Annotated in this window: 15 protein-coding genes; 7 read left to right on the top strand and 8 right to left on the bottom strand. The window is 47.4% G+C overall.

What is annotated here, in order from left to right:
* Positions 1-37: 37 nt before the first annotated feature.
* From ACLVWU_RS13895 to secG, 6 genes are all read right to left on the bottom strand, one after another.
* Positions 38-1,363 (bottom strand): RICIN domain-containing protein, encoded by a 1,326-nt coding sequence (locus ACLVWU_RS13895; RefSeq protein ID WP_413575416.1) that lies wholly within the window; start codon positions 1,361-1,363, stop codon positions 38-40.
* Between the two features lie 231 nt (positions 1,364-1,594).
* Positions 1,595-2,212, bottom strand: coding sequence for a hypothetical protein (locus ACLVWU_RS13890; RefSeq protein ID WP_413575414.1), 618 nt, complete (start codon positions 2,210-2,212; stop codon positions 1,595-1,597).
* Positions 2,187-2,852: a hypothetical protein gene (locus ACLVWU_RS13885; RefSeq protein ID WP_413575413.1), complete on the bottom strand. Its 666-nt coding sequence runs from the start codon at positions 2,850-2,852 to the stop codon at positions 2,187-2,189. The genes ACLVWU_RS13890 and ACLVWU_RS13885 overlap by 26 nt, the downstream gene beginning before the upstream one ends.
* Positions 2,852-3,604 (bottom strand): TIGR02147 family protein, encoded by a 753-nt coding sequence (locus ACLVWU_RS13880; protein WP_413575412.1) that lies wholly within the window; start codon positions 3,602-3,604, stop codon positions 2,852-2,854. The genes ACLVWU_RS13885 and ACLVWU_RS13880 overlap by 1 nt, the downstream gene beginning before the upstream one ends.
* Positions 3,605-3,702: 98 nt before the next feature.
* Positions 3,703-4,509, bottom strand: coding sequence for an AgmX/PglI C-terminal domain-containing protein (locus ACLVWU_RS13875; protein ID WP_413575410.1), 807 nt, complete (start codon positions 4,507-4,509; stop codon positions 3,703-3,705).
* Positions 4,510-4,545: 36 nt separating this feature from the next.
* Complete coding sequence (gene secG / locus ACLVWU_RS13870) at positions 4,546-4,908, bottom strand: preprotein translocase subunit SecG (protein WP_413575409.1); 363 nt, start codon at positions 4,906-4,908, stop codon at positions 4,546-4,548.
* Positions 4,909-5,048: 140 nt separating this feature from the next.
* Between secG and ACLVWU_RS13865 the strand changes: the two genes are divergently transcribed.
* From ACLVWU_RS13865 to ACLVWU_RS13840, 6 genes are all read left to right on the top strand, one after another.
* Positions 5,049-5,519, top strand: a complete 471-nt coding sequence (locus ACLVWU_RS13865; RefSeq protein ID WP_413575408.1) for a hypothetical protein — start codon at positions 5,049-5,051, stop codon at positions 5,517-5,519.
* A 66-nt stretch (positions 5,520-5,585) separates the two neighbouring features.
* Positions 5,586-6,221: a dTMP kinase gene (gene tmk, locus ACLVWU_RS13860; protein WP_413575407.1), complete on the top strand. Its 636-nt coding sequence runs from the start codon at positions 5,586-5,588 to the stop codon at positions 6,219-6,221.
* A 13-nt stretch (positions 6,222-6,234) separates the two neighbouring features.
* Positions 6,235-7,191, top strand: coding sequence for an ATP-binding protein (locus ACLVWU_RS13855; protein ID WP_413575405.1), 957 nt, complete (start codon positions 6,235-6,237; stop codon positions 7,189-7,191).
* A gap of 9 nt (positions 7,192-7,200) precedes the next feature.
* The gene (locus ACLVWU_RS13850; protein ID WP_413575404.1) at positions 7,201-7,974 is read left to right on the top strand and encodes a TatD family hydrolase; all 774 of its coding nucleotides are present in this window, start codon (positions 7,201-7,203) and stop codon (positions 7,972-7,974) included.
* Positions 7,975-8,160: 186 nt separating this feature from the next.
* Positions 8,161-8,787 carry a hypothetical protein gene (locus ACLVWU_RS13845; protein ID WP_413575403.1) on the top strand — a complete coding sequence of 209 codons (627 nt, stop codon included), beginning with the start codon at positions 8,161-8,163 and terminating at the stop codon, positions 8,785-8,787.
* Between the two features lie 108 nt (positions 8,788-8,895).
* Positions 8,896-10,365 (top strand): DUF1254 domain-containing protein, encoded by a 1,470-nt coding sequence (locus tag ACLVWU_RS13840; RefSeq protein WP_413575402.1) that lies wholly within the window; start codon positions 8,896-8,898, stop codon positions 10,363-10,365.
* A 32-nt stretch (positions 10,366-10,397) separates the two neighbouring features.
* On the opposite strand, the gene ACLVWU_RS13835 is transcribed toward ACLVWU_RS13840, so the two are convergent.
* Together ACLVWU_RS13835 and ACLVWU_RS13830 are read right to left on the bottom strand one after the other, a co-directional pair.
* Complete coding sequence (locus ACLVWU_RS13835) at positions 10,398-11,183, bottom strand: hypothetical protein (RefSeq protein WP_413575401.1); 786 nt, start codon at positions 11,181-11,183, stop codon at positions 10,398-10,400.
* A 132-nt stretch (positions 11,184-11,315) separates the two neighbouring features.
* On the bottom strand, positions 11,316-12,161 hold the full coding sequence (locus tag ACLVWU_RS13830; protein ID WP_413575400.1) for a S1 family peptidase: 846 nt from the start codon (positions 12,159-12,161) through the stop codon (positions 11,316-11,318).
* Positions 12,162-12,270: 109 nt separating this feature from the next.
* Between ACLVWU_RS13830 and trhA the strand changes: the two genes are divergently transcribed.
* The gene (trhA, locus tag ACLVWU_RS13825) at positions 12,271-12,906 is read left to right on the top strand and encodes a PAQR family membrane homeostasis protein TrhA (protein ID WP_413575399.1); all 636 of its coding nucleotides are present in this window, start codon (positions 12,271-12,273) and stop codon (positions 12,904-12,906) included.
* Positions 12,907-12,994: the final 88 nt, after the last annotated feature.

Here is a 12,994-nt window from a genome sequence, read left to right as displayed (position 1 = left end):
ATCTTCAGAGGCCTTTTCTAATTTCACTTTACAGATATTACGGAGCCAGTGGCGGCGGATTTTTTCTTAACTCTTCCATGCTGGCGCCTAAGAAAGTGTTCGGAACAATCAGCGCAGATGTATTCCAGTTTGGTGTCGCCAGCAGGAATCGGCTATTACCCATACCTGGTGCATAAGGCCAACTGCCGTGACCTGCGCCATTCCCTGGCCAGTAGTCTCCGCCCACGTCGACCACATACTTCGCCACAGCCCGGTCATCGGGCTTGCTTGGATCAATGACCACCAGTCGGAAATCAACGGCTATGAAAGTCGCTCGGACATCCTGAGGGTTGATGGCAAGGTTCTTTCCATAGCCGTGATAAAATTTTGGATAAACCGGGCGCAGCAGATTTCCTGCATTGCCAGATGGCGAGGCGATATCAAATGGATACTGCCAAGTTTCTGTATATGGAGCTGCGACGTAGTCCATTCGGACCCATTTTCGCGAGGACTCAGAAAGGAAGTACATTCTTAGTCCCGAAATCTCTACTCTAGAGTTTACGGCCTTATTGCCTTGCGCTTCCTGCAAAACAAACCAGGAGATGGCATCATACAGCCAAGTTGGCTTGTTATAAGGGAACCAGCTTGGAATAGCATCACCACGTGGCGCGACCATCGTAACTTTGGGACCATATTGCCACTCATAAACCGGATTGATCGGAATGGCCTCACTTGCTGTCGTCATATCAGAGAACAATTTATCCAAAGTGATATAACCATCACTTGACGGTGAGCGAGTTGGTTCCGGACTTGGCGATGGTGACGGTGATACAGTCGGGTATGGCGTTACAGTTGGCGTCGGAGACGGTGTTGGTTCCGCATTTACTACTTCTAATTTAAATTTCTGAGAGCAACTGGATTTGCTTCTGGTTTGTACAATCTCAGTGCCGGTATTGGCACTCTGGCTGGCCAGGCTGACATATTTTCGACTGTTCAGATTTTGCAATAGATAAAAGCCGTCTGAAGTTTTTTGGACGCTGAAAATCTGGTTTGAAGAACCGTTAACATTGTTCTGCACGATTCGTTGGCCTTCAGCAGTGGAATTTCCATAAACCGACAACACTTTTGAGCTGACTTTGGCAGTGATGACGAAGCCCTGCCGATTTGAACTGAATTTAAAAACTTGTGCGCTACTTGTAGTATTTCTGGTGGCAAGGACAATGGGGGCGTTCCTTGCGGTGCTGCCGTTAGCAACAGCCAGAACAGCACTGCCGGAGGCGCAGGAGGTGATAATTCGATAGTCTGTTCCTGAAACTTGAGAATATCCGATACTGGAGTAAAGTAAGAGACTCAGAGCTGATGATACTAGTTTTGCATGCGACAAGTGCGCCCCCTTTTATGAATACCGCCCAAAGAATTGGAACTCGAATTAATATTAGAAGAAGTCGGATTTTTTAGAAATCGCCTTGAGCTGGGATCCAGTAATCGCTCCAGGTTCAACTTGAAATAAAGGGGCTGCTATTGGCCAGAACTAACTATTCCCAACTGACGAAACATTTTCGCGGCAGCTTTCGGAACAGAAAGTTCTGACTGTATCATTTCAATTCGGGGTTCCCTAAGGATAAATGGAAACCTCAAGGTTTTCGATGAATTTCCAGAATTTTTTCGAGTCGTACTTTTCACTGAAAACATAACGGTTCAGGGCTCGGGCTTTGACAGAATCAGTAGCCCCTAGCTTGATCAGGTGTTCATAGATGATTTCGTGGGAAATCATTCCGGCCTGCTCAATGGCAGGTAAGCGATCCCAAAGGTCCTGACGAACCAGAAACTGTTTTTCATTCTCTAACGGTGAACGTCTTCTGATTACGACTTGAGTCACTTCACAAGTGGGGTCAGCGGGTTTAAACAGATGATTTGAATCCTTGATATTTTTCAAAGACACATTGGTTTTAAAATCAAAATCCGTACGAATTGTTTTAAGTCTGTTTAAGTACTGTTCACCTAATTTAGGTGCGGCCTTCTTAAGATCGTTGAACTTTTCATCAACGATCTTATAGGGATCATTTTCAGTGGAGCTTAATTTCAGGTCACCTTCATAGAAGTCAAGAATTTGACCCGCAGAGGTCCCTTTGCAGAAAACCCCGTCGCCACCATTACCAACTTTATTGCCTTCAGCGTGCGCTGCAGCCGGTACAATCACCAGAAAACTAAGGAACAAACATAGGAACTTCATAGGTACCCTTTTTGCCATCAATTGTAGTTACATCAATTACTAAAGAAGTGATCTTTGCGCCTGCAGGCTTGTTAAACAAGATCCATCGGCGCAGGAACATTTTTGCCGGAACCGAGACGGGGGCATAAAGGTGCGTGCTGGGCACTCTTACTACAGCTTCGGCGTTGCGTTTGTCGTCGCGAATTTCACTGACTGCCGCCCAACCCAAACCACCCAGGGTCGCAGCCGAACCTGCCGCTGAAACCAGGGAATTACTCGAGGTGGAAGCCACTATTCCACCGGCGACAAGGGCCGCCTGAATAATTTGATTGTTCAAGTGGTCGACTTGGGCTTGAGCGCGTTTGGCTTCTGCCCAGTCCGCCAAGTCCTGTCCAAGTACCACGCTGACTTTACTTTCGGATGGATCGGGAAGTTTGGCCCGGATCTTATCAATGCGAAGCCATTCTTCGGAGGTGTTTTCGATGGTTACTTCCATGAACTGAAAACTGTCGCGCTTATTAAAGTCAATTGTGTCAGAGCTGATTTTAACCGGCAGGGCATCAGATGGCTGCAGCGAGTGACCGACGCCTCCAGGATGCACGCTTGCACAGGAAATTAGAAAGCTTGATGAAAGGACCGCCAGGATGATTAACTTTTTCATTATTTCTCCAGAATATTCGTAATCGGAACCAGTTGAACATTTAAACTATAGACTTCAGTGCCTGCAGACTTGCTTGAAAGATCCGAGGCATTTTCCAAAAAATTATCGATCAGTTTTTTGTACGCATCGAGTTTCTTTGGATTTACAGGAATAGAGAGAGACTGAATCTGGCGCAGACTGTTTTCCACGGTCTCGATCTTTTCAATCGCAAGATTCAGGTTTTGTTTGTGGTATTTTCTGATGGCTTCCGACGGAATATCAGAATCCACATCCAAAACACTGCCGACCTGTTTAAACAGTGGCTTTGTTTGCAGCATGCCCATACGTTCCATGCGCAACACCGCCTGGTGGGCTTCCTCGACACTGATGCCCAGGCGACGGGAAATCCAGCGTGGATCTGACTTTGCACCCTTTAGGCGCGTCAGGCTTAAAATAGCAAAGTGATACCAGTCAGAAATAACTTTGAACTGATCTTCTTTAAGTTTTTGACGATTTGATTCAAGGACGGGGAGTGCCGTGTTGTCCTTAAGAAGTGACTGGGCGATTTCACGTTTTTCTGTCGGTGACAGATCCAAACGTGCACCCATCTTTTTCATTGATTTAATCGTGATCGATCTTTTGCCCGCCATCATTTGCGATAGCTGCGCAGGACTGACTTCTAGATATCTGGCAAAGGCGCGAAGGGAGAAATTGGGATTTCTCTCCCGACGTTTTTCAAATTCCAGTTTTAATAGTTCTTGTGCTGTTTGCATGAGGGAGTTGTATTAACTCCCCCATCATTTCGTCAATGGCATTTTTGAAACACTGTTTCAGAAACTGAAACAGCAATGCCTAAGAGTTGCACTGGTGGTTATTCAAATTTCAGAGGGAAAACCGTCGAAATCGGATCTCCAGAGAAGCTCTTAAAATCAACGCGGCGGATGGCCTCGGTCAGGCATTTTTTGAATGAGACATCACTGATGGTTGAGTTGGTGACAGTGGGATTGCTGACTTTTCCGCTGCGCTCGATAGTAAAGCCAACAGAGGCTTGTCCAACCACGCCCGGAGTTTTTTGCAGCAACTGGGTATAGCACTTAAAGAATGAGTTTCGGTGTGTGCGGAGGGTTTCCTGAATGAACTCGGAGGTCAGCCCTTCGCTTGCGGATCTGGAGCCTGAAAAACCTTCAGTGGAAGGAGCCATATCTGGCAGGTTGCCGGAAGCAGCCTGCTTACGGTAATTGGTTTCGTAATCGTTGGCAGTCCAACGAACACCATCGCGGGAAATCATCACCGAGCCATCTCGGCCCGCAGTTTCCATTTGCACATCACCGCGTTTGATCAGGATCACCTGACGGCCGTACTCCTCATCCAAAGTGATCAGGGAGTTTTCCTGCACACGAATGCGGTAAGCGGAATCAAATGTCATGGTCGCATCGCCATCCGGCCCGGTTTCAACTGAATCCAGCGGATACAATGAAGCCGTGCGAGTCAGATTTTCTTTCTGAGTCATGTTTTTACGAAGAACGAAGACCGTGCCCATGTTCAAATCAACACGCGCTAATGGACGAATAGAGACTTTTTGTTTTTCAGTGAAATTGGAGACAAGGAGAGAGAGTGCGACACTCAATACACCAAGACCGATAAGAGATGGAATCAACAAGCTGTTCTTCTTCGCCATAGAGAAACTATAGCGAAGAAGTTAAAAGATGGCAGCTTATTTTGCAGGAGCTGCTGGGCTTGCTGCAGGTGCAGCTTCAGCAGGAGCAGTAGTAGCATCAGTAGGGGCTGGCGGAGCTGTTTGAACAGGAGCTGCCGCTGGCAATGTATCAACTACGGATTTGCTATGAGTAGAAGAAGTGAAAACAGATAGAGCCAGGCAAGTTACTGCGAAAATCACAGCGGCCCATACAGTCATTTTACCAGCAAGGGATTGAGCACCAGTCGCACCCAACAAGCTGTTTGAACCTGAGCTTCCGCCCATGCCCAAAGCGCCGTTACTTTTTGAATCTTGGATCAAAACAAGAACGATCAAAACAAGGGCAACGATGATATGGATAATTCCAACAAAAGTAGTCATTTCAAGTATCTCCCGAAGTCCCACAATATAGGGATAAAGGGTCACCTTCGTCCACCCAAAACTGGTTCCCGGCTTGCGAATTGACGCAGTGGGCTGTGGCGAGGTTGTCTTTAAAGCCAGCCCATCCGTACACTAGCAGTATGAAAACACTGATTCAGACTTTGACGATCGGTTCCCTCGCATTTTTGGTGGCCTGTACTTCCAACGAAAAAGCCATGAAGAAAGCGGCCGAGGCTGCTGCGGCTGCTCAATTTAAAAGCACTATCGCAGAGGAGTCCAAGGGCTACCTGACTCAGTCAGACTCCTTTAAAACCGCCTACATCAGTTTCATGGTGAAATACTCGGAGTTTTCAGCGGATGAAACCAAGATGAACGGAGAAAGCTTTGGCGTTGCCACGGTTTACATCAAGTCCTATACGCCCGACGCCCGCAAGAAACTTTTGCAGGTCGCATCGTCAGTGTCCCCTGATGCAGTAAATCGCTTTAATTTCGCCAATGCCATGCAATTGATTTCAAAGCAAACGGGCATTCCGGGTGAGCCGATGAAATATCCTTTCGCAGTGTTGAATTTAAGAAAAGACGCCACTGGGGAGTGGATTGTTCAAAAATAGACTTGCCGCCCCTTGTTGTGAGTCCTTTAGTTGACCGGGCCTGACTAATGACTGACAAAACTAGGCATGTCTTTTCTGGTATTTGAGGGCCTTGACGGCTCTGGCAAAAGCTCACTGATGAAGGCTCTGGAAGCAGAGCTGCAAAAGCGTGGAATTCCCACATACATGACTCGTGAACCGGGCGGTACTCCTTTGGGGGATGAAATCCGACACATGATCCTGCGCAAAGAGGGACCGGCTCCCACGGCACGCACGGAATTGCTTTTGTATGAAGCCAGTCGTTCCCAGCACGTGGATCAGGTGATCCGTCCTCAATTGGAAAAAGGCTCTTGGGTTTTGTGCGATCGTTTCGCGGCAAGCTCCATCGCCTTTCAAAGTGGTGGGCGCGAGATTTCTGAAAACGAAGTGGTGATGCTGAATAACTTTGCGACGGGTGGGTTGAAAGCGCATCTGACAGTATTGTTGGATCTGCCGGTCGAGGAGTCGCGCAAGCGTCGTCAAGGGCGTGGCGAACAAAACGGTGAATCTGAAGATCGCATTGAATCGGAAGCGGATTCTTTCCATGAAAAAGTGCGCCAAAGTTTTCTGGCGCAAGCCAAGGCTGATTCGTCAGCGTGGTTAGTTCTGAATGCCAAGGAAACTCCAGCCGTGCTATTTGAACAATTGATCAAAGCACTGACTGATAAAAAGATTTTGAAGTAAGGAATAAACAGAAGTGGCAAGGCTGCTGGATTTTGTCTTAGGACACCAAGAGATCATCGGAAAAATGGTGGATTCCTTCGAAGCAGGGAAACCGGGCCAGACTTTTCTTTTCGTGGGTCCTTCTGGTATAGGCAAAAAACAGACGGCGATTGGCCTGGCGCAGGCCTTGATGTGCCCGCAAAGCCCCCGCGGTTGCGGTCGTTGTCCTTCTTGTTTCCGTGTGGCGCAGGCAGGTCATTCCCACGAAGGTTTGCGCATGATTGCACCTTCAGGTGCCAACATCAAAATTGAACAAGCCAAAGAAATCCTGGAATTCTTAAGTCTGAAAAGCCTGGGCGGAAACCGCGTGATCATCATCGATCAGGCACAGCTTCTTAATCCCCAGGCAGCTAATTCCTTGCTTAAAACTTTGGAAGAACCACCAGATGGCACATTCTTCTTTTTGATTGCTCCAAGTGTTGCCGGCATTATGCCGACGATCCGTTCGCGTTCGCGCATTGTGCAGTTTAAACCACTGGCGATGGAAGATCTGGGTAAGCGTGTGAAAGCACCGACCTGGGCTTTGAAATCCGCGGGTGGCAGTTTTGAAAAACTGGCGCAACTGCAGGATGGGCCAGAGCTTGAACTTCGCGAAAAATCCGTCGAGATTTTGAAAGTCTTTATGAAAGACAAAGATTTTTTGCTGAACGAAATGTGGCGGGCTGAATTCAAAGACCGCCAACAGGGGCAAAGATTGTTGTCTTATTGGGTGGGTTATTTCCGCGATGCCATTGTTTATCAAGAGGGTGCCAAAGCCCAAATTGCGAATCTGGATCAGGCCGAGCTGATTAAGACTTTGGCCGAACAGACCCGCGCAAAACTGCTCGTTTTGATTCAAAAAGCCCTGCAGTCCGAACAGGCTTTGGGCGCCAACAGAGATTCTCAGTTGGTGATGGAAGAATACTTCATCACCAGCCAGGATATAGTGTAGAATAGTCCTATGACTGAATGGATTGATGTTCACTGCCATCTAAATATGCTCGAAGAGGGCGTCGAAGCCGCAATACAAAATGCGAAGGCTGCCGGCGTTCGCAAAATCATCACGATCGGTACTGAGCTGAATGATCTGCCATTGGTTTTGGATTTGGCGCACAAGTATGCACCTGACGTTTATTGCACGTTGGGAATTCATCCCCATGACGGCAAAACCTACACAGAAGAAGTCGGCAAATTTATTCTGGCCAATGCGAACGATCCAGCAGTGGTTGCGATCGGGGAGATTGGGCTGGATTATTATTACGACCAGTCACCACGTGAAGAACAGCAACACGCTTTCCGTGCGCAACTTGAAATTGCCAAGCAAACCGGTTTGCCAGTTGAAATTCACACACGTGATGCAGAAGAAGACACCATCGCCATCCTGAAAGAATTCAAAGGCGAAGTGACTGGAATCATCCACTGCTTCACAGGCACTTCATGGCTTGCAAAAGAAGCGTTGGATCTGGGATTTAATATTTCCATCAGCGGAGTTGTGACTTTTAAAAACGCAGATGACTTGCGCAATACGGTTCGTGGCTTGCCCCTGGATCGCATTCACGTCGAAACAGACGCGCCCTTCCTGGCGCCAATCCCGATGCGCGGAAAAAAGAACACCGCTGCTTACGTCGTTCATACTGCCAAATTCGTGGCAGACCTAAAAGGTGTGACCGTCGAACAATTGGCTGAGCAGACAAAGGCCAATGCTCTAAAAATGTTCCCAAAAATTTCCTGGTAATCGATTGCTGAATGCAGTCCTGTAGGAATCGCATCATTCGATGCGATGCTGGATTACAATGCCTTTAGCAATACATCATATGTGCGAATTGAGCCCGCGAATTGGACGATGGTCTTGTTCTTAAGACGAGTTTCTCTCCGATAAATTGTTAAGAAATTTTATTTAATATCCCAAAGGAGCAGCGACTTGAGAACGTTCAGTGCCGTCTTGTTACTAACTCTTTTTTCGATCGTGTCGATCGTGCCGGGCTTTTCCAAAGCTTCCGGTCCGGGAGAATTTCGCACGACAAAAATGGGTTTGTTTCAAACGGTGTTTTCGGGCGATGAAGGCAAGTCTTTGGCGAAAGGCAGTCCCGCTGTAGGCGTCGAGTTTTTTCGGGATGCCGGTGGAGACATCTTTCGCGGTTATATCAGAGGCCGATTTGGAAGCTCGTCAGGTCAGCAGAATTTTTTGGATGGCACTGACAAAGTTTTATCTCCTTATACGTTCTATTTCGGACAAGGGGAACTGGGTGGAATGTTCTTTCCAGTTCCGCGCAGAGAATCCGGGACAAATCTTTATCTGAGCGGTGGCGGGTATGTCAGTTACAACCAGCTCAGCCTTAGTACTTCAACGACTGTCAATTCACTTAAGACTCATCAAACATCGCCTGGATATGGCTATAGCGCCGCCGTCGGTGTTGAAATGCTTTTTGGAATGAGCAAGAAGCTTTTGAATTTTGAAATGAGTTATCGCCAGGAGTCCGCGCAACTTGCCGGCCAGACACGATTTGATCTTACCGGTCTGACGTTTTGTTTAAGTTATGGCTGGTAGTGAAGCATATTGATTTCATGATTTTCCACAATGAGTTCGAAGGCTGCGTGATCTGAAGGGTTGATCGTCTAAAATAAAGACGAACCAACCAAAAAAGGAATCACCGCGATGAAAACTTCGATACTTGTGCTGTCGTTAGCAATTTCAGTTTCTGCTAACGCCAAACCCTCAACCAATGTCATTCAATCAAATGGTTTTCCGAATCCGTCCCTAGTGAAGGGAGTGCAGGACAATCAGGACTATCAACGTGCGTTGACGGCCTACCGTTTCTTCTTTCCGACGGTTTCCGCGGAAGGCATTTTTCAAGGTACGCGCGCCCAGGGCAGTGTGGATAACGAAAGCATGTTCATTATGGCGGCCCAGCCTCATCATGTGGGCTTAACCCTGAATTCGGACACACCTTATGGTGGAGGTAACATTGATCTTTCCAACGGCCCCATGGTGGTTGAAGTGCCGCCCGGTTCCTATATTGGTTTGGTCAATGATCACAATCAAAAATGGATTTTGGATTTCGGTATTCCAGGTCCCAATAAAGGACAGGGCGGAAAGCATCTGATTTTACCGCCGGGATACAAAGGGGAAATTCCTAAAGGGTATCAAGTCGGAAGATCGGCGACGATGAAAAACCTGGTAGCGATACGATCCTTGCCGACGGATGGTGACATGAAGAAGGCACTGGAGGCTTTGCCCAATATTAAAATTTATCCGCTGAATAATCCTGACAAACGAATGAAAATGGTCGATGCCACAGATCGCAAGGTCGATGTTTCTTTGTTGTCGTGGGAAGACAATATCAAGTATTGGCAAAACCTTCACAAAGTGATCTCAGAAGAACCTGCCAATCCAGAGTATGTGGCGATGTATGGGGTTCTTGAAAGTCTGGGCATAGCCAAAGGTAAAGAGTTTAAGCCGGATGCACGGATGAAGGGAATTTTGGAAAGAGCTGCCCGTGATGGGAAAGCACAGATGATTGTGGCTGCATTTGCTGATTCCCGTCCTGAAAGAATCACCTGGAAAGACAGACGCTGGGAGTGGGCTAGTTACGTGTCAGACAATGGTTATTTTATGACTCCTCAAGGAATGGATGTTCAAGCGCGCGACCGTTGGTTTGCACAGGCAATAGTATCTTCTCCGGCAATGTTCAGTCGCAGCCCGGGAGCGGGTTCCCTATATTGGTTAGGACATACCGATAATAAGGGAGCGTATCTGGACGGTGGAAAATCCTATCAGTTGAAAGTTCCTTATCCAGTTCCCGCGAAATTATTCTGGTCCGTCACGGCTTACGATGCGCACACTCGCAGTCAGGTGCAAAGTGCTCAGAATAAAGCGGCACTTCGTTCTTTGTTTGAGTTGCGTGAAATTCCGGAAGGGACAAAAGAGGTGACTTTGTACTTTGGTCCCAAGGCTCCGGCTGGTAAAGAAAACTTATGGATTCAGACAGTACCAGGGCGTGGTTGGTTTACATATTTTAGGATCTATGGACCGACAGATCCTGCGTTTAACGGAACCTGGAAGCCGGGGGATTTTGAACCGGCGAAATTCCCAACTTCGCCGCAAAAGATCGGACTTAATCAATAGCAAAAGGCCCCTCACGGGGCCTTTTTATTTTTTTAGAACGGATTGTTGAATCTCCAGTCTTGAGCGAAGTTGAAGTTTGGAACCCAGTAAACTTTCACAGTGAAGTTCATTCCGCGGAACTGTTTGCTGCGCAGTTCGATGATAGCTCTGGTGCCGCCGATGGTGCGCTCGTCAATGCTCCATTTGCCGTTTGTGCCGTCGTGCCAGTTGCTGATGACTTCGTAGCCTACAATCGTTGCGTAGTTGGTGTTGAAGACCACGTCGTGCTCAGTCACGCCGAAGCCGCCGTCTTCGCGGACCTCGTAAGTTTGCTCGAACACATCAGCGTAAGGGAATGATGTCGTTCCCAGAAACCAGTGGTTTTCAGACTTGGAAGAGTTTATTGCCGAGTACGGTTTTGGTTCAGGCAGGCTTAGCAAACTGTTGTAGCCGTTTTTCAAATCCTGAATGCGGTAGATATGACATTTCAACCCGAACATATTTCCTTCAGCCCCGCGCAGTGAAATATCCTGTTCATGATCGATAACGATATCCTGACGCCATTGCAGAATACCGATGTGAAGAGTGGGATTCTGTGAGCCACCGTCACTCAGTGAAACACTTCCCCAGTCAGAGTTGCGGTCGTCATAAAGTTTTACGACAGGATTGTTTTCGATGAAATTGTTCGAGGTGCCTTTGATTTGCAGTGTGATGTCATCACTGTTTGGCATGTAGTAAGTGAATTCGCATTGCAGTTGCGGTTTCATCGCAGCTTGTGCTTGAGAGTTGATCAAAGTGCCAGCAACCAGAACCAGGGAAGCGATCATTAGTGTTTTCATTGGGAACTCCTATTTGGTGTTTCTTGTAGGCATCAGCGCCTCACACAAATAGGTATCGCCTTTTTATTCCAAACACTCCAATGTCACATTTTAGGCATCAAAAATTGATACCACAGTGCCCATTGAGGATCATTATCGTCCCAAAGCCAGTCTTTCTTCGCGCTTAAACCAGGCATAATTGGGGGCGACCTTGGCTGCCTGAGAATGCTCCCGGCAGGAATGTTGCCCGTTTTCCAGAACTTTACCAAAGTTCGCGGAAGTCACGCCGACGATTTTAGTTACACCATTTTGACTGTAAAACTGCGGTCCACCGGAATCACCCTGACAGATATGCGAAGCCGAACTGGATTTCAGAAGATACAAATCTCCGAGCTGATTGTAGTCGTTTTGAACTTGCACGACTCCGCGATGTAAAACTCCGACAGAGTGGCGTAAGTTTTCATTGGGCTTGCCTGTGTAGTCCTGAGATCGGCCGTATCCATAGACATACAATGTGTTGCCACCATAGTTGGCACGGGTATCAGAGTCCATCACAGCTGGAATGAAACCAGCAGGGGCTGTGCCTTCGAATACAGCCATCGCAATGTCGTAGTTGTAAACTCCATTGGTGTTGTATTCAGGATGTTTTTTAAATACCAGACCACGGCGAACAAGTGAGTTTTTGATTCCGATTTGATTGGCGAAAACAACCTGAAAGCCTGTGAAGGTTTTCACATGCTTCGGATCAAAGCAGTGGGCCGCTGTAAGAACTGTGCGAGTTCCAACCAGAGCAGCGGAACAAAATGTGCGAACTGCGCCATTTGCTCCCAATAGTTCAATGAAAACCAAACTTTTCGCGGCTGCGGTATTGCGTGAGGTGACTTTGCTGCCGTTGATGACGGCGTTGTCTTGCGTGATTTGAAGCTGCGAAGTCAGATCGCCCTGACAGGCAGCCAAAGACGCCAGTGACACCGCGATGAGAATCAATTTGTTTTTCATAGTGCCGTCTTTATCGAACTCGGGGAGCTTGGCAACTAAATTCGAAAATACGGCCAGATTCCAGTGAAGTTTCTTGCGCTGCTTTGGCCAAGGGTTTTAAGCTAAAAAGGTGGAACGACTTTTATCTGTGCAGCACGGTGAAAAATTTAATACTTTTAGCCACTTATTGGGAGCCCTGATTGCCTTTGTGGGCGTCGCTTTCCTGATGCATACGGCCTTCGTGCGTCAGGATATTCCGCGCATTATTACATTTACGATATACGGTGTTTCAACCGTTCTGATTTATGTTTTGTCGGTTCTTTATCATTCTGCTCAAGGCGAGCAAAAGCGCACATTCCAAAAGCTCGATTATATCGGAATTTATTTTAAGATCGCAGGGAACTACACACCCTATATGATTTTGGCGATCAGTGGTGTCGCGGGGTACTCGGTGCTGTTGGTCGTTTGGGGACTGGCGCTGTTGGGAATATATCTGGAAGTTTTCAGGAAGCCTAAGGGTGCCACCTTGCGTAATATCCTCTATGTCACTATGAGTGCGTCGGTGATTCCGGTGCTGAGCCAGCTTTACCAAGCGGTGTCGCTGTGGGGATTCGCTTTAATCATGGTGGGCTTTCTGGCCTATGTGATTGGTTTCATTTTCTTTTTATTCGACGAAAAAATTAAACATGGCCACGGTATCTGGCACATGTTCGTGATCACGGGCAGTATGTGTCAGCTTATTTGCCTTCTGATGTTTGTAGCCTAAAGGTTTCCGTTTAAAAATATCGTAATACAATTTAGCGTTTCTTTTCGAGGGGATTAGGGCCAGTATGGCCCCGATTTGAGTGGCACGA

This window comes from Bdellovibrio sp. HCB290 (assembly GCF_047305925.1).
In the GTDB taxonomy this organism is placed as follows: Bacteria; Bdellovibrionota; Bdellovibrionia; order Bdellovibrionales; family Bdellovibrionaceae; genus Bdellovibrio.
Note: the sequence above shows the minus strand (reverse complement) of the source record. Positions and strands in the feature narration are given on the sequence as shown.

Excerpts from the sequence above, each read along its gene's own strand:
- ACLVWU_RS13890 (WP_413575414.1), bottom strand. The coding sequence starts at position 2,212 with ATGAAGTTCCTATGTTTGTTCCTTAGTTTTCTGGTGATTGTACCGGCT.
- ACLVWU_RS13885 (WP_413575413.1), bottom strand. The coding sequence starts at position 2,852 with ATGAAAAAGTTAATCATCCTGGCGGTCCTTTCATCAAGCTTTCTAATT.
- ACLVWU_RS13880 (WP_413575412.1), bottom strand. The coding sequence starts at position 3,604 with ATGCAAACAGCACAAGAACTATTAAAACTGGAATTTGAAAAACGTCGG.
- ACLVWU_RS13875 (WP_413575410.1), bottom strand. The coding sequence starts at position 4,509 with ATGGCGAAGAAGAACAGCTTGTTGATTCCATCTCTTATCGGTCTTGGT.
- secG (WP_413575409.1), bottom strand. The coding sequence starts at position 4,908 with ATGACTACTTTTGTTGGAATTATCCATATCATCGTTGCCCTTGTTTTG.
- ACLVWU_RS13865 (WP_413575408.1), top strand. The coding sequence starts at position 5,049 with ATGAAAACACTGATTCAGACTTTGACGATCGGTTCCCTCGCATTTTTG.
- tmk (WP_413575407.1), top strand. The coding sequence starts at position 5,586 with ATGTCTTTTCTGGTATTTGAGGGCCTTGACGGCTCTGGCAAAAGCTCA.
- ACLVWU_RS13850 (WP_413575404.1), top strand. The coding sequence starts at position 7,201 with ATGACTGAATGGATTGATGTTCACTGCCATCTAAATATGCTCGAAGAG.
- ACLVWU_RS13840 (WP_413575402.1), top strand. The coding sequence starts at position 8,896 with ATGAAAACTTCGATACTTGTGCTGTCGTTAGCAATTTCAGTTTCTGCT.
- ACLVWU_RS13835 (WP_413575401.1), bottom strand. The coding sequence starts at position 11,183 with ATGAAAACACTAATGATCGCTTCCCTGGTTCTGGTTGCTGGCACTTTG.
- ACLVWU_RS13830 (WP_413575400.1), bottom strand. The coding sequence starts at position 12,161 with ATGAAAAACAAATTGATTCTCATCGCGGTGTCACTGGCGTCTTTGGCT.